This window comes from Gimesia sp., assembly GCF_048262075.1.
Lineage (GTDB): Bacteria > Planctomycetota > Planctomycetia > Planctomycetales > Planctomycetaceae > Gimesia.
Genome location: NZ_JBLXFK010000002.1, coordinates 275892 through 301160, shown reverse-complemented (window position 1 = coordinate 301160; position 25269 = coordinate 275892). Strand labels below are relative to the sequence as shown.

The following is a 25269-nucleotide window of genomic DNA, read 5'->3' as shown; positions in this document are numbered from 1 at the left end:
ATTAGATCTTGGCCACACCTATTGCTCCCCATATTTTAGCCCTTCATTCAGCACCAGGCCCGCCGTGAATGAACGCGCAGAATTCCCGCGAGAGTTCGACTGGAGTGTGGATCACGACAGGGTCGTCTCAAACTGCAAACCTTAACTCAAGGATAGATTTTACGTGTGGTCTCTGAAAACAGCACAACGGGCATTAATCGCCGCCGGTTGTATGGCGATGATTTATACTCAGTTCACGATGTCACCTGCGACGATTGAGTTCGCCCGTTCCCTGGGAGCGACAGGCTGGCATATCGGAATTCTGGGTGCATTGCCGACGATGATGCTGTTTTTCCAGTTTCTGGCAGCGGTAGTGGCGAATCATCTGGAATACCGCCGCTGGCTCTGGTTTCCGATTTCCATACTGCAACGATTGATTCTGATTCCCATTGCATTGATGGCCTGGCTGATGCCGGACATGTCAAATTCAGCAGAACTATGGTGGCTGATCGCGTTGACGGCAGTGAACCATGCCTTGATCCACTTTACGACGCCACTCTGGCTGTCGTGGCTGGGGGATTATCTGCCTCACAAGGGGCTCAATCATTACTGGGGTTATCGCCAGGTGTGGATGTACTGGACCGGGGCGATTTCGCTATTGGGCGGTGCGATCTTTCTGGCGAAGAGTGGTCTGGAGATCGGGGATGGATTTGCCTGGCTGGTTGGCATCGGCGGGATCTTCGGCGTGTTTGATATCCTGTTCTATCTGAAGATTGAAGAACCGCCGGTCACCAAGGTGAAAGAACCGAAGCTGAAAAAAGTGCTGCTGACGCCATTTCAGGACCCGAATTTCCGGTCGTTTATTTCATTTACCTGTTTCTGGCATTTTGCAGCGATGCTGGGGGCTCCCTTCATCAGCTATTACCTGCTGGATTACATCGGGATGGATGTGTTCCGTCTGCTGCTGTTGTGGACATGTGCCTGGCTGGGGGGGGCTGTCTTTTCAAAGCATCTGGGCTCACTGGCTGATCATTACGGGAACCGACCTGTATTGATTTTGTGTACGGCCTTCAAGTCGACGAACATGATTGGCCTGCTCTTTCTGCCGCGGGATCCGACGTTGGCATTCTGGATTATGGTACCAGTCTTTATTGTCGATTCCCTGCTCAACGCGGGCATTGCCATTGCCAACAACGGGTTCATGCTGAAGAATTCCCCTTCCGAAAACCGGACGATGTATATTGCTGCGGGGACCGCTTTTGCGGGACTGGTAGGAGGCGTGACTTCGATTCTGGCAGGCGGGTTTCTAGTACTCGCTTCCGGCTGGAGTGTGACGATCTTTGGTTCTGAGTACAATAACTTTCACATGATCTTTGCGATCAGTCTGCTGATGCGGCTGGTAGCTGCCGTTTATGCCCGGACGATTCGCGAGCCTGACTCACACTGGACGGCTCAAGTGGTGATGAAGCTGGTTGGTGTCACACCGTTTCGCATGCTGCGTTTCCCGGTCGGGCTGTATCGCTCCTTCCGTGCCGATGAACTACGGGGCAAGTCCCGTAAAGGCAAGCGTGAACTCAAACAGCCGGAAGTTGCTGCCAAAACCGAGCCGACCTGACTGCAGTCGTCGGTTTAGCCAGGCGACCATGAATTAGAGATATGGCGGCTCGACACGAGGCGCCCCTGCGTGGATGTATGGCTTTGCGAGGTTGCATTGTTGCAGAGGGTCATTCAGAATGGATGGAATACCGGGTTGCGTTGTAGCTCGGTGATTACTTTTCTTTCAATACCATCTGGAGACCTCTTCCATGCGCGGGATGATTGCTGTTACTGTATTGGCTGTGATGTGGCTGTTTCACCCGGGTGACATTGCCCGGGCTGAAGAACCACATGAGGACCGGTGTGTGATTCTGGTCAGTGTGGACGGGCTGGCCAATTTTTATCTGGATGATCCCCTGGCGGATATGCCGACGTTGAGAAAGCTGGCAAAGACCGGGGCCCGGGCTGACGGGATGGTCTGTTCATTTCCGACAGTGACCTGGCCGAACCACACCACGCTAGTGACTGGTGCGACGCCTGCTAAGCATGGAGTGATCGGGAATAACTACCTGGATCGTAAAAGTGCTACATCGGTCGCCTTCATACCTGATCCCCTGTTCGATAAAGACCAGATCGTCAAAGTGCCGACGATCTATGATGCCGCCCATAACGCGGGGCTGGTGACTGCAGGGATTGTATGGCCGGCAACACGAAATGCGCGAACGCTGGACTGGACCGTACCCGACATGTTCGGAAAAGAAGCATGGCCGAAATATGCTACGCCGATCTGGTTGGAAGAACTGCGGGCTGCGGGGCTGCCAGTGGATCTCCATGGTGACTGGACGGGAGAGAGTGGTGGCGGTGTAAAGCGGGACTGGTTATATACGCGAATGGCCCGGCATCTGTTCGAGAAACATCCGCCTAATCTGTTGTTGATCCACCTCGTCGAGGTTGATCATGTGGAACATAAATATGGTCCGCGGAGCCCGGAAGCGTACTGGGCCGTCAGCTATGCCGATGACCGTTTGCGGGATATTGTAGATGCGATTGAGCGTTCGCCCCATCGTGACAAGACCACTCTGGTCGTGGCCAGCGATCATGGGTTCTTCCCGATATCAAAAGACATCCGTCCAAATGTGCTGCTGAAACAGGCAGGCCTGCTTTCTAAAGAAAAGAAGCAGGCCTACTGTCTGTCCCAAGGGGGCGGGTGTATGGTCTATCTGCTGGATGACGCAAAGCGGGACGAAATGAAGGAAGAGTTGAAGAAAAAGTTTTCAGCGGTCGAAGGGATTCAGGCTGTGCTGGGTAAGGATGAATATACCAGGCTGGGACTGCCGACCCCAGCGGAGGATTCGCATGCGCCCGATTTCTGGCTGTCGGCAAAGTCGGGGTATTCGTTCACGAACAGTGAAACGGGGGACGATCTCGTTGTGCCGCGGAAGACACCGGGTGGCACGCATGGCTATCTGCCTGATCAACCGGATATGCTGGCAACGCTGGTGATCAACGGATTTGGTATTAAACCGGGAACGAAGTTGGGCAAGGTGCAAAGCATCGATGTGGCTCCTACCATGGCCCGTTTGCTGGGAGTTGAATTGCCAACTGCTCAAGGAAAACCGTTAATGCCGGCCTTGCAGGACGATTGAAACTGACTTCGTATTATGTACGGGTGATGACAGCGTGATTAGCAGCGAGGTGAATCTGGTTGTTCTCAATGACAGGCTCTGGTTCTGATGTCAGGACCAGAGTGCCTGTGAAGGGGACAGGCAGCGGCTGTGTTTCAGTTTCTGCATGAGGTGTCAAGCGGGCCTGGATTGTGGTGTGCTGGTATTGCAGCGTAAAGATGCTGGACTGACTGTCATAAGCTGTCTGCAGGTGGGCTGGTAAAAGCCAGCCATCGTCGAGGCCCTGTTTCCGCAATTGGAGCAGCCGTTGATACCAGTGAAACATGTTCGGGTCCCGGAGTGGTGCCTCATTCCATTTGGCGTTGAAGAAGGCTTCGGCCTGTGAGGGAAGCAGCGCGTCCTGCCAGATGTGAGGTGGATAATCGCCTCGGCGGCCGACATCGACGGCGTCGCGGAGATGACGGTCTTCGAAATCGACAAAGAATGGAAATGGAGCAGAGGTTGCGAATTCTTCGCCCATGAAGATCAGTGGAATGCCCGGATAGAGCAGGACGAGTGCAGCAGCTGCTTTCTGAAAGGATTTGGACGTCAACTGGTGAAGCCGCTTGCCATGCGGATGATTGCCAACACTGTCGTGAGTCTGGAGAGCGATCACCAGTGATGCCAGATGCTGGTTGGTTTTATCGGTGATTCGCTGCGATTCGGTGACGCGCATGTTTTCGTGACCGGCATAGATGTAGCCATGTTGCAGCGTTTCTGCAAGATCCGGGGCGCCCTGGTAGTCGCGATGGGTGATATGCACGTCAGGGAGTGCATGAGAATAGAGGGAATACATGAGGCAATCACACCAGATGCCTGTGTAGGCTGCCCTGCTCTTCTCAGCCGTGATGAGGTCGTGGTTATAGACGTTGGTTTCGGCGAAGAGGTGTATCGGCCAGTTCGCTGTTTCGGCATGCTCTGAGACGGCCTGCTCGATTTCTTCGAGGATATGGAAATGGCTGTCGTCATACATGCAGTGTACGGCATCAAGGCGCAGTCCATCCAGGTGGTATTCTTCCAGCCAGAAGACCGCATTTTCTGTAATGAAACGACGGACGTGCTCGGAGTCGGGGCCATCGTAATTTAACGCTTCTCCCCAGGGAGTGTGGTGCCTGTCTGAAAAATAAGGGCCGAATTCAGAAAGATAATTACCTTCGGGACCCAGATGGTTGTAAACCACATCCAGAAAGACAGCGAGACCAGAGCGATGGCATTCATCCACGAATGACTTGAAATCGTCAGGTGAGCCATAACTGTTACGAACGGCGAACAGGTCAACGCCATCATAGCCCCAGTTCCAGCGCCCCGGTGTCTGAGAGACCGGCATGAGTTCCACCGCAGTGATGCCAAGTTCAATCAGTTCGGGAATACGTTCGATAGCAGCTTGAAACGTACCTGCTCTCGTGAAGGTGCCGACGTGTAATTCGTAGATGACCAGGTCCTGTTTTGCAATTCCCTGCCAGTCCTGGTCGGACCAGGGAAAACCGAGTGGATCACAGATTTGAGTAGCAGCGTGTACTCCCCCGGGTTGATAGTGTGAAGCTGGATCGGGGCGCGAGACAAGATCATCGAGGTGATACAGATACTGATCTCCGGGGCGGACGTGGGGGAGTATACCTTCAAAGTAACCATGCTGACTGCGAGTCAGAGTGTGACGAGTATGGTCAGTATCCTCTCCTGTCAGTAATTGGACAGCAACCTGTTTTCGTTGCGGAGCCCAGACTCGAAAGAACGTGGAATCGACGGTGAATGGAGTCGCTCCCAGTCGAGTGCTGCTTGTTTGAATCTGTTCTGCGAGCCCAAACCAGCGGCAGCCTTCCAGCACTCCTGATGTAGCCGTCCCTTGAGCGAGGTAAAGCCGGTTTTTCCAGGCCGATGTCTGGTGAAGGTTGTAAACGCGTTGTGCCAGGCGGCGGTCTGCATTGCCTACCAGGATAGTACGGTAACCGGCGGTCAGTGCCGCCAGATCATTCCCGGAATCGCCGGAGAAGACAATGTTTGCGGGATCGTATCCATTATATTCGGTCCACCATTCCAGTGCGAGTGCTTTGGAGACGGTGGCCGGTAGAAGATCAATCAGACCATCACCGTTAAAAGGGTCAACGCTGTGAATGATCGAATACGGAGCATTGGTCTGAGTCAGGATTTCCTGAATTTGGTCAACCAGCGTTTCCAGTTGTTCCGCGTCTGCATAAAAGCTGAGTTTGAAACGGCCTTGTTTGAAGGGTTCCTGGAGTCGGAGCCCATCGATTGTCTCTAACTGATCGCGCAATGTCTCAACAGGCATGGATTCAATGATTTGATCCTGGTAGTCCTGGTAGGCTGTGACCAGGGTGAATTCTCCGGATTCCTGTCGCTGAAAAATAGAAGTGCCGACATCGCAGATGATCCATTCCGGCAGTGGTAGTTGAAAATCTTCTCTTGCCTGTGAGACGGACTGGAAATGTCTGCCGGTAACAAAGATCAGGGAATTGCCACGGGCCTGGAACTGATCAGCCAGCAGACGCAGGTCTGACTGATTTTTCGGATCCTGATTTAAAGGGATCAGAGTCCCATCCAAATCCGTGGCAAGGACCTGTTGTGTGAGTTGCGCAGCAGTATTTCCCGCAGGTTTCTGCGTGGACATTCTAAACGCTCCTTCAATTAAACGCGGTTCAGCCAGAGAATCTGGTACGGTTCCAGAACCAGTTGCTCTGACGTGGCGTAAGTGTTATCGTCGATAACGTTCTGGAAAAACCGACCGAGTCCTGCGGTACGGAGTTTGTTGCCTTCGATGACCTGCGTTTCATCAGAGAAGTTCGCGAGGACGATCAGGCGATTACCTTCATAGAGTCGGACATAACCGAGAATATGATCATTGGCGGTGGCGATGAGTTCCATATCCTGGCCGGCGAGCGCAGGCAGTGATTTTCGCAGGGCGATGAGTTTCTGTGTGGATCGAAATATCGTAGTGCGAATGGAACCGTTCCCGACTTTGATATGGTCGTCCAGTTCTTCGAGGAACTCCCATTGCATTTTGGGACGATGGATCCAGCGTGAGTCGCCGGCTTTCGCGGGATCTTTTACAAAGTCGTAATCGTTAAGCATGCCCCACTCTTCTCCCAGGTACAGGAGCGGGATTCCCCCGATACTGAGAGAAACACCATGCAGGAGCAGCATGCGGCGCAAGGCCAGTTCTTTTTTCTCTTCGTTCTCTTCTTCGATTGCCTGTTCGAGCCCGGCGAGTGACGCCATCGTCCCGGAAATTCGCATGTCCCCGGTTTCATGGTTTTCCTGAAAAGGGACACCGCGCGCGAAGGATCCGGGAAATTGACCCGTATAGAATTCGTTGAGAAATTTGCGGTGGTCATAGGCGTTGATGCCGATGGCCTGGGCATCGGCGTCATCGAACGTCCAGCCGATATCATCATGACAACGCAGGTAATTCACCCAGGCGGTATTTTTGGGGAGCTTATAGCGATGTCTTAAAGTCTGGACCAGCAGTGAGACGTTTCTTGTCGCCAGCGATTCCCAGAGCAGCGCCATGAGTGTGGGATTGTAAGAAATCTGGCACTCGTGTTCGCTGATGTATTTTACTACATCGTCGGGGTGCACGATGGCTTCGGACTTGAACAGCAGACCAGGGGTCGCGATGCGGGCCAGGCGGTTGAAGGCCTGAATCAATGTATGAGCTTCAGGCAGGTTTTCGCAGTTGGTGCCCATCTTTTTCCAGATGAAGGCGACTGCATCAAGCCTCAGGATATCGATGCCTGTATTCGCGATAAAAAACATTTCTTCAAGCATGGCGCGAAAGACGGCAGGGTTGGTGTAGTTCAGGTCCCACTGGAAACTGTTGAATGAAGTCCAGACCCACTGCTGCATCCCATCGTGCCAGGTGAAATTTCCCCGGCGGACGGTAGGAAAAATTTCCCGCAATGTGCGCTCGTATTGTTCGGGTTTTTCCCTGTCGGGGAAAATATAATAGTATTCCTGGAATTCGCGATTTCCCGATTGAGCCAGTTGAGCCCACTCGTGGTCGTCGGAAGTATGGTTAAACACAAAGTCGAGGACCAGTGAGATTCCAGCTTCGCGGAGGTCTGCTGCCAACAGTCGGAGGTCATCAATGGTTCCCAGTCGCGGGTCGACAGAGCGATAGGTGCTGATGGCATAGCCACCGTCGTTGTTCCCGGGGCGGACCGCAAACAGAGGCATTAAGTGCAGGTAGGTGAGGCCCAGGTTTTTGAAGTAGCCAACCTGTTCGCGGAGTTTACTCAGGTTTTCGCCGAAGAGATCCACATACAAAGCACCACCGCTGATGCGTTCTGACTGAAACCAGTTGGGTTCATTAATGCGGTGACGGTCGAGTGCGCAGAGCTCTTCCGGTCGCTCGGCCCAGCCTCGGGCGGCGGTCAACAAAACCTGTTCGATATGATAAAAGAAATCGTAGCGGGAGCTGTAGAGCTGATAAAGCAACGCAAACAAGGGACGCCAGTGCTCACTCAGCCTCAATTCAAATTCATGTTTTTTGACATCATCAATCTGGCTGATTTGCCAGACTTCCTGCAACTGAGTCTGCAGGCGCTGCAGTGTCAGATCCGCTTTGAAGTCAATCTCATCCTGCGCGGTGCTCATTCGATCCGATCGTTGGGAATAGTAATCTTGTCTAGGAAGTTGTAATACCTGATGCCTTCGAGAATACCCGCCGCGTGAGAGGCCTCTGCGAAATAGACGCGTGGCCGGTTGCGGAGACGTTCGAGCTCTTCACTGTGATTTCCGACGACCACACCCAAAGTACGACCCAGCAGCATGCCGGCGTCGTTGCCGGAATCACCGGAAACAAGGACGTGTTCCGGGGCGAATCCCCATTTCCAGAGCACGTGTCTCATGGAAAGGTCGCTGCCACCACGCACCGGGATGACATCGAGATACATGCCGAGTGACATAATAACCTTAGCACGTAATCCGGCCTCCCGAAGAATTTTTTTGATGGTGGTAATACTGGGGCAGACATTGGTGTCAATTTCATAACTGATTTTAAATTCAGACTGATGTTCTTCAATTTGCGGATAAAGACCAGGCTGCAGATCGAGTACATCTCGAATCTGCTGTGGCTTCCAGGCGTAATCGATTGATTTTCGCCAACTGAGGTCCGGAGTGAGGTTTTCGCCGTAGTGTAACTGTGTTCCCGCATCTGTGTCGATCAGGTCTGGTTGGGGGAGTCCCAGTTCCTTGATCAGTTCCATAGCCGAATCGAGTCGACGACCAGTGGCGATCCCGAAACCGATGTGATCATTCTCGCGAATCAGCTCGATAAATTCTTTGAGAGCTTCATCATCACCGGTCAGTGTATTGTCCAGATCGGTGATTATCAACCGGTCAAATTCCGGAAGGCGCCGCGTGCTGGATTTCTCAGCCAGATCGACCAGAACGGGGGCGGGTGAATGTTCCAGAATATCATCCAGGTCGCGTAGATAACGCTCTGCATGATGATTCCATGAATAATGCTCGCGAGTTCCTTTGATGCCGTTGTCCGACCATTCGGTCCACTGCTCGGGCTCTGTGAGTGTGCGGAGCAAAGCGTGTTCGATTTCTGATTTATCCAGTGGGTCAACAAGCAGTCCGTTTTTGCAGTTGGCAATGATATCGCGGGGACCGCCATCGTTGGTGGCGACGATCGGTAATCCGGTGGCTCCCGCCTCGAGCAGCGTCAGCCCGAATGGTTCGGTTAATGCCGGATTAATGAAAACCCCTTTCAGCGATGTTGCCAGCCGATAGAGCTCAGGGACATCGTCGGGTTTGTGTGTTTTCGGATAGGCGACTTTACCGTACAGGTTATAACGGTCAATCAGGTAAAGTACGTGATTGATGATTCTGCGCTGTGCCTTGGGGAGGTCGCGCATGTCGTCGCGTGTTCCCATGATCAGAACAAGATTTGCCATCTCCTGCAGTTGTTCGCTTTCACCATACACGCGGACCAGCATTTCGAGGTTTTTACGCTCATCCGGGCGGGCCATGGTAAGGATCATGGGTTTGTCCGGTTCCTTTAAAAAACAGTTCAGATCCGCGGCGATTTTGGGAGTGGTCCAGTCTTTCTTCGCAGGCGAAAAATTCGTAAGGTCAACACCCGGCGGGATGACTTCCATGCGGGCGGGCTGGTAATGATCGTAGAGTTCGTACTGCTGCTGGACTTCCTGGTTGGTGCTGGTAACTACCATCGATGCGGTTTCCAGTGCCAGCTCTTCGGCCTCAATACGGGTTGTGAATTTATATTTACTTTCCAGTCGTTCGATGGCCTGGTTCTCTTCTTTTCCCAGCGAGAGACGCTGGCGTTTGACGCGTCCCAGTGAGTGTCCGGTAAAGACATAGGGAATATGCAGCAGTCGCGCCAGTTGCGCACCGGCGGCTCCTGCATCGGCATAGTGGCCGTGGATGATGTCAGGCAGACCCGTGCGTCGGAAATGCTGCAGGGTCTGGTCGATAAAGAGTTCGAGGTAAGGCCAGAGCGACTCTTTGCGCAGGTAGCGTTTGGGGCCAAAAGGTATGCGGACGATCTTGGCATTTTCAGAAATCTGTTCCTCAACCCGGGCATAATCGTCATCTACTTTGGGGTCTATGATTTGCCTGGTGAGCAGTTCGACTTCTCGGACGTGTTCGTGTGCCGCCAATTCTCGGGCCAGTTCGAGTACGTATTTGACCTGACCGCCGGTATCGGCATCGCGCCCCAGTTCGCAATCATGTCCACGAATTAATCCGTGAAGACTGATTAAAGTGATTTTGAGATCGCCGTGTTTAGTTCTGGTCAGCCTGGTGGCGCTGGTCTCTTTTTGTGACGAGTTCTTTAACACATTTCGGGCCATTTGATGAGTCCTGTTTGTTCAATATCAGAGAATGAATATTTGGGTGGATGAATACACCTGATTTCAGTTGACGTGTATCCATGAGGACGGGGCGAGACGTTATCCCGTAGTAATTAGTTTGTTCTTGAATATTTTTCTGGATGGTTTCAAATCTGATTCGCGGTGATACCAACAGCAATCTCACATTGTACGCTGAACGATCGCATTGGTTACTCAACGACCAGGAACGTAAATTTGTGATTTTTGTACGGGAGTTACAACAAGTCTTGTTAATTGTATATCTCCTGACTGGTTCATGCTCGCGCTGCTGTGATACCTGTTAAAGGTAGCAAAGGTCATGCCGAAACTGGGGTCAGCGGGAATCAGGGAATGAGACATATATAGCTCAAAATATGTGACAGGCTTGTCTCATATCGGATCATGTTGATAGAATGGGAAGCTGGTGTCGCATTCGGAGATTCCTGGTTTGAGCTGTTTTTTAATGGTTCACATCCTATGCGTTCAGAGAATTTCTATTGATGCCGTTTCGGGAGGTGGGATGCAAAAACCGTTGATTGTCTGTAGTCTACAGAGCCGCTATTCCAAAGGGGCGGTGCAGTCGCTTGATTGTGAACTGCTCCGGTTGCCTGCGGTTGATCAATTACTGACAACAGAATATTCCCGACCGCCACGACTGTTTGTGATTCAGTCGGTTCCCCACGATCATGACGCGACGCGGGCAGTGATTCTATCTCTGCGCAGTCAATGGCCTCTGACAGACGTGCTGGTGTGGGCACCTCAGGCTGAGGGAGACACCGTGCGGACTTATTTTCAAGCGGGCGCTCATGATGTGGTATTGCATCGGCAGGAGACGAAGCTGGCGGAAGTAATCGAAGTAACACTGCAGAATCAGAAGTTCCTGCCACGCATGCATGATCTAGGGCGTCAACGCAGTAAAGGGGCGCGATTTGAATCGATGTTGAGCCGCAGTTCCGAGATGTGGGACCTGTTTGAACTCTGTACGCGAGTGGCACCGACCGATGCAACGGTATTAATTGTGGGAGAGACCGGAACTGGGAAGGAACTACTGGCACGGGCCGTGCATTGTCGTTCCGGGCGCGAGGGGCGATTTGTAGCGGCAAATTGTGCGAGCATCCCCCCTGACCTGATCAATTCCGAACTCTTTGGTCATGAAAAAGGTGCATTTACCGGAGCGGACCGGGCCAAGAAAGGATTGGTGATGCATGCGAATAAGGGGACGCTGTTCCTGGATGAGATTGGCGACATGCCTCCCGAAGCGCAGCAGTGTCTGTTGCGTATGCTGCAGGAAAAACGGATTCGACCGGTGGGCAGCCAGGTAGAGACGGAGATTGATGTCCGGATTGTGGCGGCAACGAATGTGCTGCTGGATGAAGCCGTGCGAGACGGTCATTTTCGCGAGGATCTGTTTTACCGGTTGGATGTGATCCGCGTCAATGTACCTCCATTGCGTCAACGTCCGGAAGATGTGTTTCTGCTGTTCGGTCATTTCACAAAACGACTGGCGAAACATTATGGGCTCGAACCCCCAATCTTTACGGACAGTTTTTTAGACGCGTTGCTGGAATACGAATGGCCGGGCAATGTACGCCAGTTGGAAAACTTCAGCGAACGACTGGTGCTGGAACGCTCGCAGTCTGCTTTGACGGCCCGCGATTTCGACAAGTTACGGAATACGAACCTGGTGGAGACACCTGCAACACGAGAGCATAAGCAGCAGGCAGTGTGGCGGAACAGTGTGGACCCTGCCCGTTCCCTGCAGGAAAACCTGGATCCAGTGATCGAAGAACTGGAGCGGGAGTACCTGCAGGCAAAGCTCAAACAGAATTCAGGTCGAGTGGCTGAGACCGCCGAGGATGCAGGTATCAGCCGACGCACCCTGTTGCGGAAGATGAAACAGTACGGAATTGATAAGCAGAAGTTTAAGTTGTGAGAGAACCGCTTTTTAACTTTCCGGTCATCAGGGTTGAACTGCTTTCAGAATCGCGTCAGCGATTGCCTGCATACCCTGGTCGCCTGGATGGGCGGCAACACCAGCATGTTGGAAGTCGCGTTCCGAGCGAGCGTAGTGTTTTTCGTCTTTACTGAGGCTGCTGATGTCAACATACGTCCCGCCTGCTTTCTGACAGGCCTTCCGCAACGCCTCGTCTTTCATCTGATTGGCCCAAAAGCTGCTTCGCACGATGATGGTCGGTTGGTTGTCAGTCTGCAGCTGTTTGAGCAATTTCCCGACACTGGCCTGAAACTGTGCCTGCTCCTCTGCCGTTTTGAGTGAGGGGACGTTTTCTCCGATTGCGAGAATCACCAGGTCAGGTTGAAACGCGAAGGCGTCTTTCAGTTTGTTTTTGAGGTCGAATGTGGCGTACTGCCTTTCAAACGTGGCGATGTTTTTTGCCAGCATTTTGGGTGTGTCTCCAGTCGATTTCGCAAGCGAACGCGTGACGAGATGGACATAGTCATTATCCTGTCTGCTGGCTGCCATTCCCCAGTTACCGTCCCAGCCAATCTTTTTTGAAGGTCCATGCAGAGTGATGCTGTTACCCAGGAATAAAATTCTTTGAAAGGTGGGTGTTGTTTTGGGCTCTTCGGCCTGGGCAGTTGTATTGAGAGTGCTGAGACCAATCGTGAAAAAAAACGCAAAACCTGGTAACCACAAAGATCGTATTTCAGTGAATCTGGATTTCATAGTTAGCAGGCTTTCTCTTGCGAATTGCTTTCCTTCAGGAAAGGTTATGTGTTGTGATGAAATATTTATAGATCATTGTCGAAATAGACGACCCTTGTGCGACGATATGATGTCGCCACCAGGCAGTATACCGTTTATTACATCAATTAAAGAGGGGATATCCAATCATGTCAAACAATACGGTCCAACTACACCGTGTTTTGCGAACAACGCCGAAAAAAATCTATCGTGCCTTTCTGGAAGAAGACGCCATGGCTCGCTGGCTGCCACCAGATGGATTTACCGCCAGGGTTGATGAAATGGATGCCCGGATCGGAGGGACATATCAAATGTCGTTTGCGAATTTTAGCACAGGTCATCGTCATTCTTTTGGAGGAACTTATCTTGAACTCGTGCCGCATACCCGGATTTGCTATACGTCCAAATTTGATGATCCGAATCTACCTGGTGAAATGAAGACAATCGTCGATTTAAAACAGGTCTCCTGTGGGACAGAGATCAAAATTGAGCAGTCAGGCATTCCAGAGGTGATCCCTGCGGAGGCGTGTTATCTGGGCTGGCAGGATTCGCTGGTGCATCTGGCCAGGCTGGTCGAACCCGAAATGACAGATTAGCCAGTATCCAGGTTTACCCTGGCATCTCCAGGACGATCAGGAGCGAGACTCTTTGATGGGAGACGCTATATTTAAGTGGGATCGATTCTGAACAGTGTTCACTGAGAAGCTGAAAGGGGGACCGTTTCAGAGGGGAGATTTTGAAAAATAGCGCTGTTTTTGACAGACACATTGTAATTCCTCTCGGGCCGAATTAGAGTAATTACTTAGGAAGGTTGCTGAATCTTCGGCTGGTCTGAGTTTATGCGCTGTTAAGCAACAGCGGGCATCAAGAGGAACAAATAATGAATCCATCGTCGTTTATCAAACAGAGTCTGTATTCCCTGCTGGTATTATCCCTGCTGGGGAGTTCCACTGGTTTTGCCGGGGAAAAACAGAAAGCGGAAAAACTGAATCAGCCTCCGGAAGGTTTTATCGCTCTGTTCAACGGGAAAGATCTCTCCGGTTGGATCGGTATGAACTATCACAAAGTCAAAGGTAAAAGTCCGGTCGCTGTCAAAAATATGCCTGCCGCTGAGCGGGAAGAACTGTTGAAAAAGAACTGGGAAGATGTGCTGGAACACTGGTCGGTGGAAGATGGCGAACTGGTGAATGATGGACATGGTGTTTACCTGACGACAGCCGATGATTATGGCGATTTCGAACTGCTGCTTGATTACAAAACGGTCGCGAAAGCGGACAGTGGGATCTATTTGCGTGGTGTGCCTCAGGTACAGATCTGGGACACTACAAAAGAAGGTGGTAAATGGGATCGCAAAGCGAATCTGGGGTCAGGAGGATTATTTAATAATAAAGGCGAAGGAAAATATCCCCTGGTCCACGCCGACAAACCTTTTGGAGAATGGAATCATTTCCGGATCATCATGAAGGGGGACAAGGTTACCGTTTACATGAATGGTAAACTGGTGGTAGACAACAAAAAGATGGATAATTATTATGAGAAAGACGATCCGATTTATGAAACGGGTCCGATTCAGTTACAGACACATGGCGGCGAAATTCGCTTCAAAAATGTCTTTCTGAAAAAACTATAAACAGACAGAAAACGGATTCTGGATAACCACTCATTCTGTCACTCCGGCAGAATGAGTGCCTACCGGATGGGATGCAGGTTGAGTGTTCCGGAATTCGATTTCAATATTACTCAACTCGATCAGGGAGGGTTACGTATGGTTCGCATGTCACATAGATGGTTTCTGTTCGGAATTATTCTGTTAGCCGGCTGCACAAAGACGACCCCGGTCGAAGAAATCTCAGTGAAAGCGAGTGGCGTCTCTTTAAAAGATGCCGATCTGTCTGATCTGTCCCCTGTCTGGCCTGGCTGGCGGGGACCTGAGCGGAATGGTCACGTGCCAGATCAGCCTCTGCCGACTGAATGGAACGCGACAAAAAATGTCAAATGGCGAACAGATATTCCCGGACGCGGTCATAGTTCCCCTGTCGTAACGGAAGAAATGGTGGTGCTGGCTACCGCTGACGATCAGGAACAGGAACAGATGGTGGTCGCTTATAATCGCGCTGACGGCGTGGTGCGCTGGGAAACCGTAGTGCATGCAGGAGGCTTCCCCGGACCAGGTGAACTTCATAAAAAGGGGACCAATGCGAATGGGACCGTGCTGTATGATGGGGAACAGATTTACGCAGTTTTTCTGAACTCAGGAAAAATCATCGCGACGGCCCTCGATCTGGCAGGTAAGAAAGTCTGGCAGAAAGAACTGGGAGCCTTTAATTCCAAATTCGGTTATGCCCCCTCTCCCCTGCTCTATAAATCGTTTGTAATTATCGCAGCGGATAATCGTGGCGGCGGTTACCTGGCGGCGCTGGATCGCAAAACGGGAGAGATTGCCTGGCGTGTAACGCGACCGGCGGTCAGTACGTATTCCAGTCCCATCGTGGCGCATGTGGGGGGACGTGACCAGTTGCTGATCAGTGGCTGTGATAAAGTGGCCAGTTATGATCCGGCGACCGGCAAAGAAATCTGGAGCACCCCCTGTCTGGCCGAAGCGACGTGTGGCACGATTGTCACCAGTGACGATAAAATTTTTGCCAGTGGTGGCTATCCCAAACGGGAGACGGTTTGTCTGTCTGCAGACGGAAAACTGTTGTGGTCGGATAATACCAAGATTTATGAACCCTCGATGCTGGTCGCTGACGGACAGTTGTATGGTATAACCGATGATGGCATCGCCTATTGCTGGTCGATCGAATCGGGAGATGTGTTGTGGCGGAATCGTCTGCGGGGTTCCTTTAGTGGCTCGCCGATTCTATGTAATGGACTGATTTATGTCTCGAACCTGTCAGGTGAAACATTCGTGTTTGAAGCGAACCCCGATAGCTACAAAGAGGTCGCGTTCAACAAGCTCGGCGATGACAACTACGCCAGCCCGGCTGTGGTTGATGGTGAGATTTTTCTCCGTGTCGGAAAACAGGTTGGCGACAAACGTCAGGAACAACTGGTGTGTATCGCAGCCGAAACAACGGAAAATTCAACCGAAAAATCAACCGAGTAAGCGGTCAGGGCTTTTTCGCTGTGAGTGGTTTATCCGCATTCAGATGTTTCAGCCACTGAGGTTCGAGAAACCTCTGAATCGATTCCTGACTGGTTATGGTTCGACCTCGATTATTCCTGTCAGTCCAGTATTCAAAAAGAATGGTACGGAGCTGGGGGTCGCTGATTTGGAATTTCCCCAGTTTCTCTTGAGCTTCCAGCCATTTGAATCGCGCATCAAAGGCTTCTTCTCCGAGCATCAATAAACGAACTCGACCGCCGCCTTGAGTGAGATAGAGGTGGTTTTCGAATTTCCAGCATCATGAGCAGCATCTCTTTGAGAGCGCCCTGCTTTAATTCCCTTTACAGTTGTTGCTGTTTTTGTTCGAGTCGCTTTCGTTCTGCTGATTTGAGGTGTGAACGCTTCAGTTGATTTTCGAGTGATTCGAGTTCACTTTGAGTTAATTTATCGATTTCCTGACAATCTTCAATAATCGATTCGTCTCTGGAGTAGAAGACAATTGCGGTGGCGATTTCTTTTTCAGTCGGTTTGGATTTCGCCTAGTGCTCCTGTTGATACTGTCTGAAAACAGGATCGCCAAAAAGAATTTGCAGTTCTTCACTCAATTTCAGACTTGTCCCGATCTGGTCGCGGTAGACTGGTTTGCCCAGGCAAGTACCGATCTGTTCGGGCGGGGGTGTGTCTTTTTTTTGTGCTGTGATTGAAGTGGTCTGTAGCAGAAACAAAAGAATAAGTAACAGCAGTGATTTGTACCAACGCGGGATCGCTGTCTTTTGCATGGAATCAGCTCCAGGGAAACTGAATACTCCTGCCATATCAGAGGAACGCTATTCTATTTTAGCTGAGGAAAGACGATCCGCCGAGGGCAGATTGTTATTTATGGCGTTTGCCGCTGAGTTCCCGCTTCCATTCCAGCTTTTTCTCGATGGCAGCGATCATCATGCCGGCGATGTCTTTGCCGGTGGCAGCTTCGATGCCTTCCAGACCGGGAGATGAATTGACTTCGAGCAGGAGTGGACCGTTTTTAGAGCGGATGATGTCGACACCAGCAATCATCAGCCCCAGCGCTTTAGTGGCTTTGACGGCCAGGCGGCGTTCGGTGGGGGTGATTTTGACTACCGAAGCGGTCCCCCCCTGATGGATATTGGCGCGGAATTCCCCGGGGGCAGCTTCGCGCTGGATGGACGCAACGACTTTTCCATCGATGACGAAGCAGCGCAGGTCCTTGCCGTCGGCTTCTTTGATGAACTCCTGGACGAGTAGATTGGCGCGAAGGGCCTTGAAGGCGTTGATGACGGACTCGGCCGCTTTGCGAGTCTCCGCGAGTACAACCCCTCGCCCCTGAGAGCCTTCCAGCAGTTTGACAATCAGCGGTGCTCCCCCGACCATTTCAATCAGGTCGTTGGTATCGATGGGGGAATTCGCAAAACCGGTGGTGGGGATGTTAATGCCGCTCTTGAGCATCAACTGCAGTGAATAGAGTTTATCGCGCGACTGAGTAATGGCCGTGGATGTATTGACGGTGAGGACGTTCATGCTCTCGAATTGACGCGCGAGTGCACAGCCGTAGTAGGTGATGCTGGGGCGAATACGCGTAATAACCGCGTCGAGATCATCCAGAATGGAGCCACCCCGATAGTGGGCTTCGGGTTCGACGGCATCGAGTTTCATATAGCACTGTTTGATATCCAGAAATTCCATGACATGGCCCCGCTCCTCACCTGCTTCCAGAATGCGCTGATTGCTGTATAGTTCCTGGTTACTGGCGAGCAGCGCAATTTTCATCCCACTGCGGGCCTGCTCGCGTTTGCCGTAGTGCTGGTTGAGTGTATCTCCCGTCACCTGGCCCATACAGAAACTGATGGCAGGATCCACGAGCATGCGGCCACTCATGGCTTCACGACCGAGCAGCATGCGATAACCCATGGAATCGCGGTTGGCCAGGGTCAATTCAATTTCCCAGGCTTGATCGCCGATTTTGAGTGTGGCCAGAATGACGTAGCGGGTTTCCGAGATGCCACTGGAACTTTTAACGACCCGTTTATCGACGATTGGCCGTTCACAGCGAACAACTATCCGGCGGTTGTTCTGCAGAGGATGGACCTCGAAACTGACCCAGGTCTCCCCCTGTCTACGGAATTTCTGCACGTTGAATGCGTGAATGGATGAGGTCTTCGCTCCTGAATCGACTCGGGCCTTGATGGCAGGCAGGCCGAGGTCGGGAAAGGCACACCATTCTTCACTGCCAATGATCTGCTTGGATGTATTCTCTTTCATGGAACAATTTATTCTATCTGGGATTATCCAGGTTGAGTGGGTCGTGATTGACGGAGTTTCGCTTAAGACGGGCAGAATCCGGATTATAAGGATATGGCATCAGAGCGTCAGATGATAGACCAGGAACTGTTCCTCCTGCTTCCAGCCGGCGGACAGATAGAGGGCTTGCGCAGTTTCATTGGTAATCTCAGTGGAGAGAGAAAGACGAATGGCATTGACACTGTGCGCGTAGTCTACTGCTGCTGCGAGGAGTTGAGTTGCGATGCCCTGCCGCCGCCCTTCCGGAGTCACGTATAGATCGTTCAGGATGAAGGTGCGGGCGAGCGAGACCGAGGAAAACGAGGGATAAAGTTGAGTGAAGCCCACCGGTGTATCGGCTTGAAACGCGAGGAACAGGACTGATTCCCCGTGCTGAAATCGATCCAGAAGGAACTCCCGGGCTGCTATGACATCACTGGGACGTCCATAAAACTGTCGGTAAGCATCGAACAGAGATACGAGTACATCGAGATCGGCAAGAACAGCCTGTCGGATGAAGATCGGTTTCATAGGACGCTCGCAGTCTATTTCAAGCGGAATGAATAAACGGTCGTTGATGAAATCTGCTAATCCACGGTGGCAGGTTTAACACCTCAGACTGTCAAACGGTCATTTTTTGTCTTTCGAAAAGCAGCAGTTGTCTGCTTTTACTGCAAACCAGTGAGCAGTGACAACCTTCAAGATCTGCATTCGTCAGAAATTCAAGGAGAAGAGAATATATGATTAATGTATGTAAAAGCAATTGATTTGTATTTACAATGTGTTGTTGGTTGTTAGGATGAATCCGGTTTTGAGAAGAGGACGGAAACAGAACAACCTGATTCGTTTTCTGTGGTTCTGTCTGTAAATTGTTTGACCGAAAACGGGAGGGGAAATGAAACGTTTACGAAGAGGTTTTACGTTAATTGAATTACTGGTGGTGATTGCCATTATTGCGATTCTCATTGCGTTATTGTTGCCGGCAGTGCAAATGGCGCGGGAAGCAGCGCGGCGGACTCAATGCAAAAATCATCTGAAGCAGTTGGGACTGGCACTGCACAATTATCATGAAACACACTCGCGGCTTCCGTTAATGGCTGCTGATTCGCTGTATGGATATTCTCCTTCGGCACAACTGCTGCCTTATCTTGATCAGGGAAATCTGCATGATCTGATTGATTTCCGGGAACCGCTGTTAACGGGGCCTGCCTGGGCAGCGACGATCAATCCGGCACTGGAGCTTGTGGCACAGCAGGCTTTGCCGGTCTTTCTGTGTTCCAGCGATGCGGGTTCGGCTTATCACATCGATGATAATGGAACGGTCTGGGCCGGGTCGAATTATATGGTGAATGGCGGCTCGGGGCAGAACATTTCGTATTGCTCTTCCGAGAATGACGGTCTGTTCTGGCGGGGCTCTTCCACGCGTTTTCGTGACATCACCGACGGGACTTCGAATACGATTTTCATGGCTGAAACGCTGTTTGGGGATCGCGGTCCTGATACGGCCACTTTACTGAATGCCGACCGTCAGATGAAACGTGTCAGTGGAGGTGGACCCTGCACTGTGAGCTCGGATGATCTCGCAGGACGTGCCGCTACCAGATATGAGGGGAGACGCGCGGCAAGCTGGATTCGCAATCTTGGCTATACCACACTGGTGCACGGCTATTATCCGCCCAATTCCCCGAACCCGGATGTGACACATCATGGTGAGGTGATTTCGGGGGCACGCAGTCTGCATATTGGTGGTGCCAATGTTCTGCTCTGTGATGGAAGTGTGCGGTTTGTGAGTGAGAACGTACATCTGCAGACGCTGCGTGATCTGTTCGGTCGTGCGGATGGGAATGTGCTCGGCGAGTTCTAGACTGTGTCCCGTTTTATTGTAGCGTCGCGCGTACTTAATATGCTCGGTCCCACTGACTCTGGAGATGTTACAGAAACGGGGGCACAGTTTAGTGGACTCGTATCAATTTCTTTCAGCTTTTCAAAGAGACAATGCGAAAGTGGTGAGAGTGAACCATGATTTCGATGCAAGAACCGTTCATCCGGTTTTACCTGTTCATGACCTGTTGGCTATTTTTAGCAGGCGGTTGTACTGAAGAGAGGACGACTTTGCCAGCTATCCCCCAGTTCGCGGCACCAGACAAATTTAAGCAAGGGGGTGTGAACTGGCAGCGGGAAGAGAGGCTCAGCGGTTCCGATGCCGCGGTGTTAAGTCGTTTTTTTGAAATACAGCCTGGCATGGCGGGGAGCCCTGCTGTAGCAGGAACTCCGGTTATTTATCACGGGGTTCAGAATCGAAAGCGGTTTTACTGGATGCAGGGAACCGTTGACGGGCCACTCTGGTCATACGTGGAGTTTTCGCGGGGGCATTATCAGTTCAGGGAAGGGACGGGAAACCCGTATCGTTCGGACGCGCAGTGATTGTGGTGGTTTCCTCGGAAAATTAATTACCATTAGAAATGTAGAGTAGAGGTGCAAAATGAATTCAGGATTTCGGAAGCGATGTTCTATTGTGTTACTGATGGCATTGCTGATCTCAGGATGCGGAGCCGCCGACGCCGGTTCTGAAGCTCAGCAGACTGAGACAAAGAAAGAGGTTGATGTTGCCAGGTCTAAGAAAGCAGAGCCTGTCTGTCGTCTGTTTATTCAGGATCATGCAGGGAAAACAGTACGCTGGGCTGACATTCTAAAGGGAAAGGGAGAGATACTGGAAATGTCAACTCCTAATGTGGTTTCGGGATTTCCCAAACTGGATGCGGAACAACAGAATCTGGTCCAGATGGAAAGTTCGCTGCAAACGATGCTGGTAGGAGTACGTGATCGAGAAGATGGTACCAACCAGAGTGGCTGGGTTTTTCTGGAGACCGGGGTGGAGGAAGAAACGCATGGAGATCACGCGCACTGGAAATTCAATCAGGAGCCTCGCGTGGTGCAGTCTCAGTTAGATGATCTGCAGGGGAATCCGGCCCACCTGTATTGTTACCAGGGAGTCTATTACCTGGCCAACGATCGAAATTCAGGCTACACGCGGATAGATCCTCAGAGTTATCGGGATCAACCGGAAAAGCCGATTTCAGCGGGATTTCAGCAGGGGGGTGGCCAGCACATTACCCTGGCTGTCGTGGATGGGACTACTGGTTACGCGTCCTGGATTGCCGGTGGGGGACCAAAGAAAGGGCTGATTGATGTCACCCGGGTTCTGCCTGAAGGGAATTCGGAAATCTGTTATTCGTTTTCACTGCCCACGGGGGCCATTCATGGCGTGACGACCTGTGCCGGGAAAGTTTTCTTTGCACCCGCGGATGGGATCTGCTGGTGTGAAGCAGATCGGAATCCCCTGCCCTCTGAGCAGCAGCAGGTAAATGTGCAGTATATTTCATTGGGTGTTGATCAGGAAACTCAGAAGCCCCATCGTACGGGGGCTTTCAAAACGCATCGAAATTATGTCCTGTTTGTATCCGGAAAAGGACCAGAAGCACGCTTGTGTCTGCTGGATGCCAAGCCTGATACGCCGGAGCTGATTTCCGTGCCATTGCCGATGTGGACAGGGAACTCTCCGGTTTCTTTAGAGATCTGCCAGACAGCATGGGGGAAACGGCTGGCGTTCGTATTTCACAATCATCCGCAGGAACTGGAACAGGATGAATTACTCAGTGTGATCGAACTGGACCCGGATGGAGACCTGGAATTTCAGGATGCCAGACTACTCAAAACAATGAAGGTAGGTGCCAGCAAAGTGGAGGGGCATTATGGTCACCACTCGATCGCATTCGATCAGGCGGGCCGCTATGGGTTCTGGTCAGAACCGGGGACGGGAAAGGTGAAAGCACTGTCACTGGAAACATTGGAGCCAATGGGCGAATTTTCTGTGCCTGGAGTGCCCACGAAGGTGATTGCGGTCGGACAACAGGATCAGGGAGACTGACGGTTGTTGATCGGCAAGTGCCGAATTTTCATCTACTGATGAGGAAGAAACATCGGGTAGAATCTGTGTGGATCTTTTTCGATCCAGCGCCGCGCGAAGGGTATGTTCCGGGGGGCTGTTTCGATGTCAGAATCAGTTGTCAGGGGAGGTCAAGATGTGGATGTTATTTTTGTTAAGGACAACAACAGGTCAAGAGCAGTCCTGTGGCGATAGGAAGCGATATAGTGGTGATTTGTGCCGATACAGGAACGATATCAGCACGATCCAGGCGGATGTGTGTTGATCCGCAGATAAATTCACTGATCATTGATCAGAGAGGCGAATGAAAACAATGGATGCCCAGTGGAATAAAAGACATATCGGTTCAGGTATTCCCAAAAAGCAGTTCTCGCGAAAGTGGACACGCGCGCGACGCAGTTTGCGGAGTATCGCGAGATGCAGGAAGCTGTCAACTGAAATATTGTCTGGTGAAAACCGGGCAGTTGCAAAAAAATCCACTCTGAACAGTTCAGAGTGGATTTGTATTTCTCATCTCTATTTGCAGGGGGTTATTTACTCTGTGCTTCGATGCAGTAGAGTTCTGTGCCCGTCCGAATCAACAGTGCCTGGTCAACGGCTGCGGCGCCGTAGATGGTTGATCCCAACTGTGGATAACCGCCTCCTGAGCCACGCCCAGCTCTTTCTTTAGAGCTGACTTCCGGTTTGGGCTTTTCCGGCTCGTCTGCGAAGAGTTCGTTGGAGGCCAGCAGTTTGAATGTGGGGCCAGGCTGGATGATGTCAGTGACTCCTTTTTTGGTGAAGAAGTAGATCTTGTCACCTGCGGCGAGCGGCGAGCTCCAGCAGGGACCGGACAGACGTTCTGCATAGAGCTGCTTGCCGGTTTTGAGGTCCAGGCAGTAGACGACACCGACTTTATTCACAAAGTAGGCACAACTTTCGTAGGCGAGTGGAGTGCAGTAATAGGAGACCGCTTTTTCCGCTTTCCAGAGGATTTTATAAGTCGGTTTTCCATCTTTTGTAACCAGCTTCAGGCAGCAGTTGGATTCACTGGCCTTGGCGGCATTCGGGTTGCGGCGATCGGTGGCGGCACCAATTAAGACATAGTCTTCGAAAACGGATGCAGAGGGAATGGTATTGCCACTGATGCCGGACAAAGTCCAGAGCATTTCGCCGGTCAGTCCCTGGTAACCGATGACCGTTCCTTTGGCACTGACGATGATTTCGGGTGTGCCAGAACGATCGGCGATGACGGGGGAAGTCCAGGCGACGCCTGCTTCGCGATCTGTTTTCCAGAGATTCTTCCCCGTCTTTTTATCGAGTGACAGCAGATAGGAAGGACCATCATGGGCGGTTAATACAATCAACTGGTCCTGCGTCTGTGCAAGTGAATTTCCGATGCCATGATTACTGACAAAGGGACCGTAATCCTTGACCAGTGAACGCTGCCAGAGTATTTCACCGGTATGCGAACAGGCGATGACATCGCCGCTTTCAAAGAAGGTATAGATGCCCTGCTCGTCAACAGCGGGTGTCGGGGCAGCCCGCGAAACCATAGAGGAAGTCTTTTTAGTCTGGCTGGCTGGGAATTCTTTGCTCCAGAGCAGATTTCCCTCTGCCAGCCCGTAGGCATGAATGAAGCATTTTTCCTGTTGTGGTCCTTCGATAGAGGTCACAAAAATCCTGTCTTTCCAGATGACGGGAGAAGACTGTCCATAGCCGGGTACCGTTTGCTTCCAGCGGATTCCCTGAGTAGGAGACCAGTTTAAAGGCAGGTTTGTGGCGGTGGAAATGTTGGAGCCCGTGCCACGAAATCCGGTCCAGGTGTCTGCAGCCTGCGTAGCCGCAGCGTTCAGCAGGACGACAATGGATAAGAACAGGGATGATTTATTAAACACAGTCAGTTACCTCAGTAGATGGTCGGTTTGATTTGTTGAAGATGTCTGCCAGGGATGTCTGTTCGAGACTGGTCTCCAGCATGGAAAAAGTATGATTCAGGTGTTGATCGAGTTGTCGGACTTCATTCGAAGTTTCCGAGTTCCACTGATACAATTCGCGCTGAGAGCCCGCTTTGATTGATTTGATCACATCGAGCAGGGAGATTTCCTGCGGAGTCGGAATCAAAGCATAGCCGCCATTCTGTCCCCGCTGCGAGCGAATCAGACCGGTTCGATTCAGTTCCAGCATGATTTTAGGGAGATAGGCATGGGGGACGTCTGCCGCATGGGACAGTTGATCTCGAGTCATGTAATCGGGAAAACGAAATGCCAGACAGGTCATGGCTCGCAGAGCATATGCTTCGGTTTGAGAAATCATGTTACTGACTCGTTGCTGGTTCATATTGAATACGGATCGAATTCGAACAGCCGCTACAGGTTGCGCAAGATTCACCGATTCAGAAAGTTATAGGGGCTGGAGATCCTGTCGGGCGGTGGACTGCTGGTAGATGAAGTGTCTGTTGAAGGCCATTGCGATAGAAGGCTCAGGCAGTAGTCACGTCGACTGTGGTCTTCCGCTTCCGTAAATATGTGAATCAGTTTCTTCAGGCAATTGGAACATTGAATTTGCTGAAGTTGATTTTGGCTGATTTCTCTGACTGTTTTCCATGCTTCATTGAGCTGCCCTGCCTGCATCAGCACGTTACTTAACGCGATTCGATAGTGTCGATTATCCGGATCAAGTGAGACGGCTTTGCGAAGTATGCCTGCGATCTGCTGATACGGGTACCTCAGTTTCTCCATGAAGTAAGCCATGCTCAACAGGGAGTCCCCAGATTCCGGATTCTGTTCGACAGCTTTTCGACTGGCAGATAAAGCCAGATAGGTAAGATTCGGGAATCGACTGAGAAAAGCCGCGATGGCTGGTAGCAGGCGGTCCGGGATATCGTTGCGTTCCAGTAGAATTGCGAACACAGAACTTCCCAGAGCCGTTTTGTCAGTCTCCAGGTAGTTTTTTGCCAGGACGTACTGCCCCGAGGCAGAAAGCGGAATCAGGGTGGTAGCAGTTTCAAGCGAGTGGATGGAAGCATGCTGCCAGCTCAGAGAATCTTCAATCAATCCTTTGAGTTCCCATGCTTTACCGGAATCGGGCTGTGTCTCCAAGAGTTTTGCGAGCCATTCGAGAGCCTGAAATTGCAGCCCTTGTCGAAACAGACCAATTGCTTTCTGCAGTATATTTTGAGGATCCATCTCGCACTCTCCGGAAAA

General features: G+C 51.5%; 19 protein-coding genes. 9 read left to right on the top strand and 10 right to left on the bottom strand.

Translation table 11 applies throughout. The annotated features are described in order from the left end of the window. Positions 1-163: 163 nt before the first annotated feature. Entirely contained in the window at positions 164-1594 is a 1431-nt protein-coding gene (locus ACN0YH_RS04885; RefSeq protein ID WP_417378439.1) for an MFS transporter, read from the top strand. Positions 1595-1784: 190 nt separating this feature from the next. Further along, positions 1785-3161, top strand: coding sequence for an alkaline phosphatase family protein (locus tag ACN0YH_RS04880; RefSeq protein WP_417378438.1), 1377 nt, complete (start codon positions 1785-1787; stop codon positions 3159-3161). Positions 3162-3174: 13 nt separating this feature from the next. Here ACN0YH_RS04880 and treZ read toward each other — a convergent pair whose 3' ends face one another. Genes treZ through ACN0YH_RS04865 form a run of 3 tightly spaced genes read right to left on the bottom strand, consistent with a single transcriptional unit; the run spans position 3175 to position 10015 of the window. After that, positions 3175-5805: a malto-oligosyltrehalose trehalohydrolase gene (gene treZ, locus ACN0YH_RS04875; RefSeq protein WP_417378437.1), complete on the bottom strand. Its 2631-nt coding sequence runs from the start codon at positions 5803-5805 to the stop codon at positions 3175-3177. Positions 5806-5822: 17 nt separating this feature from the next. Continuing rightward, the gene (locus ACN0YH_RS04870; protein WP_417378436.1) at positions 5823-7790 is read right to left on the bottom strand and encodes an alpha-amylase family glycosyl hydrolase; all 1968 of its coding nucleotides are present in this window, start codon (positions 7788-7790) and stop codon (positions 5823-5825) included. Next, positions 7787-10015: an HAD-IIB family hydrolase gene (locus tag ACN0YH_RS04865; protein ID WP_417378435.1), complete on the bottom strand. Its 2229-nt coding sequence runs from the start codon at positions 10013-10015 to the stop codon at positions 7787-7789. Before ACN0YH_RS04865 ends, ACN0YH_RS04870 begins: the two co-directional genes overlap by 4 nt. 538 nt (positions 10016-10553) lie before the next feature. Here ACN0YH_RS04865 and ACN0YH_RS04860 point away from each other — a divergent pair. After that, positions 10554-11966 carry a sigma-54 interaction domain-containing protein gene (locus tag ACN0YH_RS04860; RefSeq protein ID WP_417378434.1) on the top strand — a complete coding sequence of 471 codons (1413 nt, stop codon included), beginning with the start codon at positions 10554-10556 and terminating at the stop codon, positions 11964-11966. A gap of 27 nt (positions 11967-11993) precedes the next feature. Here the strand turns inward: ACN0YH_RS04860 and ACN0YH_RS04855 are convergent, their stop codons facing one another. Then, positions 11994-12719 (bottom strand): SGNH/GDSL hydrolase family protein, encoded by a 726-nt coding sequence (locus tag ACN0YH_RS04855; protein WP_417378433.1) that lies wholly within the window; start codon positions 12717-12719, stop codon positions 11994-11996. Between the two features lie 167 nt (positions 12720-12886). Between ACN0YH_RS04855 and ACN0YH_RS04850 the strand changes: the two genes are divergently transcribed. From ACN0YH_RS04850 to ACN0YH_RS04840, 3 genes are all read left to right on the top strand, one after another. Next, positions 12887-13333, top strand: coding sequence for an SRPBCC family protein (locus ACN0YH_RS04850; protein WP_417378432.1), 447 nt, complete (start codon positions 12887-12889; stop codon positions 13331-13333). Between the two features lie 284 nt (positions 13334-13617). Then, the gene (locus ACN0YH_RS04845) at positions 13618-14367 is read left to right on the top strand and encodes a 3-keto-disaccharide hydrolase (protein ID WP_417378431.1); all 750 of its coding nucleotides are present in this window, start codon (positions 13618-13620) and stop codon (positions 14365-14367) included. Positions 14368-14445: 78 nt separating this feature from the next. Beyond that, positions 14446-15843 carry a PQQ-binding-like beta-propeller repeat protein gene (locus ACN0YH_RS04840; protein WP_417378430.1) on the top strand — a complete coding sequence of 466 codons (1398 nt, stop codon included), beginning with the start codon at positions 14446-14448 and terminating at the stop codon, positions 15841-15843. Positions 15844-16382: 539 nt separating this feature from the next. On the opposite strand, the gene ACN0YH_RS04835 is transcribed toward ACN0YH_RS04840, so the two are convergent. The 3 genes from ACN0YH_RS04835 to ACN0YH_RS04825 all read right to left on the bottom strand — a co-directional run bounded on the left by ACN0YH_RS04835 (position 16383) and on the right by ACN0YH_RS04825 (position 18669). Beyond that, on the bottom strand, positions 16383-16622 hold the full coding sequence (locus tag ACN0YH_RS04835; protein WP_417378429.1) for a hypothetical protein: 240 nt from the start codon (positions 16620-16622) through the stop codon (positions 16383-16385). 94 nt (positions 16623-16716) lie between these two features. Next, entirely contained in the window at positions 16717-18120 is a 1404-nt protein-coding gene (gene rimK / locus ACN0YH_RS04830; protein ID WP_417378428.1) for a 30S ribosomal protein S6--L-glutamate ligase, read from the bottom strand. Positions 18121-18219: 99 nt separating this feature from the next. After that, positions 18220-18669: a GNAT family N-acetyltransferase gene (locus ACN0YH_RS04825; protein WP_417378427.1), complete on the bottom strand. Its 450-nt coding sequence runs from the start codon at positions 18667-18669 to the stop codon at positions 18220-18222. Between the two features lie 364 nt (positions 18670-19033). Between ACN0YH_RS04825 and ACN0YH_RS04820 the strand changes: the two genes are divergently transcribed. The 3 genes from ACN0YH_RS04820 (at position 19034) to ACN0YH_RS04810 (ending at position 22066) form a co-directional block, all read left to right on the top strand. Beyond that, positions 19034-20002, top strand: coding sequence for a DUF1559 domain-containing protein (locus ACN0YH_RS04820; RefSeq protein WP_417378426.1), 969 nt, complete (start codon positions 19034-19036; stop codon positions 20000-20002). Between the two features lie 155 nt (positions 20003-20157). Further along, entirely contained in the window at positions 20158-20562 is a 405-nt protein-coding gene (locus ACN0YH_RS04815; RefSeq protein ID WP_417378425.1) for a hypothetical protein, read from the top strand. 58 nt (positions 20563-20620) lie between these two features. Next, complete coding sequence (locus ACN0YH_RS04810; RefSeq protein WP_417378424.1) at positions 20621-22066, top strand: hypothetical protein; 1446 nt, start codon at positions 20621-20623, stop codon at positions 22064-22066. Between the two features lie 548 nt (positions 22067-22614). On the opposite strand, the gene ACN0YH_RS04805 is transcribed toward ACN0YH_RS04810, so the two are convergent. The 3 genes from ACN0YH_RS04805 to ACN0YH_RS04795 form a co-directional block, all read right to left on the bottom strand. Next, on the bottom strand, positions 22615-23961 hold the full coding sequence (locus tag ACN0YH_RS04805; RefSeq protein ID WP_417378423.1) for a PQQ-binding-like beta-propeller repeat protein: 1347 nt from the start codon (positions 23959-23961) through the stop codon (positions 22615-22617). Next, entirely contained in the window at positions 23954-24379 is a 426-nt protein-coding gene (locus ACN0YH_RS04800; RefSeq protein ID WP_417378422.1) for an RrF2 family transcriptional regulator, read from the bottom strand. Before ACN0YH_RS04800 ends, ACN0YH_RS04805 begins: the two co-directional genes overlap by 8 nt. Positions 24380-24450: 71 nt before the next feature. Then, positions 24451-25251, bottom strand: a complete 801-nt coding sequence (locus ACN0YH_RS04795) for a hypothetical protein (protein ID WP_417378421.1) — start codon at positions 25249-25251, stop codon at positions 24451-24453. Positions 25252-25269: the final 18 nt, after the last annotated feature.

Bases quoted from the DNA above. Each gene is read 5' to 3' on its own strand.
- ACN0YH_RS04880 (WP_417378438.1), top strand. From the start codon at position 1,785: ATGCGCGGGATGATTGCTGTTACTGTATTGGCTGTGATGTGGCTGTTT.
- treZ (WP_417378437.1), bottom strand. From the start codon at position 5,805: ATGTCCACGCAGAAACCTGCGGGAAATACTGCTGCGCAACTCACACAA.
- ACN0YH_RS04870 (WP_417378436.1), bottom strand. From the start codon at position 7,790: ATGAGCACCGCGCAGGATGAGATTGACTTCAAAGCGGATCTGACACTG.
- ACN0YH_RS04865 (WP_417378435.1), bottom strand. From the start codon at position 10,015: ATGGCCCGAAATGTGTTAAAGAACTCGTCACAAAAAGAGACCAGCGCC.
- ACN0YH_RS04860 (WP_417378434.1), top strand. From the start codon at position 10,554: ATGCAAAAACCGTTGATTGTCTGTAGTCTACAGAGCCGCTATTCCAAA.
- ACN0YH_RS04855 (WP_417378433.1), bottom strand. From the start codon at position 12,719: ATGAAATCCAGATTCACTGAAATACGATCTTTGTGGTTACCAGGTTTT.
- ACN0YH_RS04850 (WP_417378432.1), top strand. From the start codon at position 12,887: ATGTCAAACAATACGGTCCAACTACACCGTGTTTTGCGAACAACGCCG.
- ACN0YH_RS04845 (WP_417378431.1), top strand. From the start codon at position 13,618: ATGAATCCATCGTCGTTTATCAAACAGAGTCTGTATTCCCTGCTGGTA.
- ACN0YH_RS04835 (WP_417378429.1), bottom strand. From the start codon at position 16,622: ATGCAAAAGACAGCGATCCCGCGTTGGTACAAATCACTGCTGTTACTT.
- rimK (WP_417378428.1), bottom strand. From the start codon at position 18,120: ATGAAAGAGAATACATCCAAGCAGATCATTGGCAGTGAAGAATGGTGT.
- ACN0YH_RS04825 (WP_417378427.1), bottom strand. From the start codon at position 18,669: ATGAAACCGATCTTCATCCGACAGGCTGTTCTTGCCGATCTCGATGTA.
- ACN0YH_RS04820 (WP_417378426.1), top strand. From the start codon at position 19,034: ATGAAACGTTTACGAAGAGGTTTTACGTTAATTGAATTACTGGTGGTG.
- ACN0YH_RS04815 (WP_417378425.1), top strand. From the start codon at position 20,158: ATGATTTCGATGCAAGAACCGTTCATCCGGTTTTACCTGTTCATGACC.
- ACN0YH_RS04810 (WP_417378424.1), top strand. From the start codon at position 20,621: ATGAATTCAGGATTTCGGAAGCGATGTTCTATTGTGTTACTGATGGCA.
- ACN0YH_RS04800 (WP_417378422.1), bottom strand. From the start codon at position 24,379: ATGATTTCTCAAACCGAAGCATATGCTCTGCGAGCCATGACCTGTCTG.
- ACN0YH_RS04795 (WP_417378421.1), bottom strand. From the start codon at position 25,251: ATGGATCCTCAAAATATACTGCAGAAAGCAATTGGTCTGTTTCGACAA.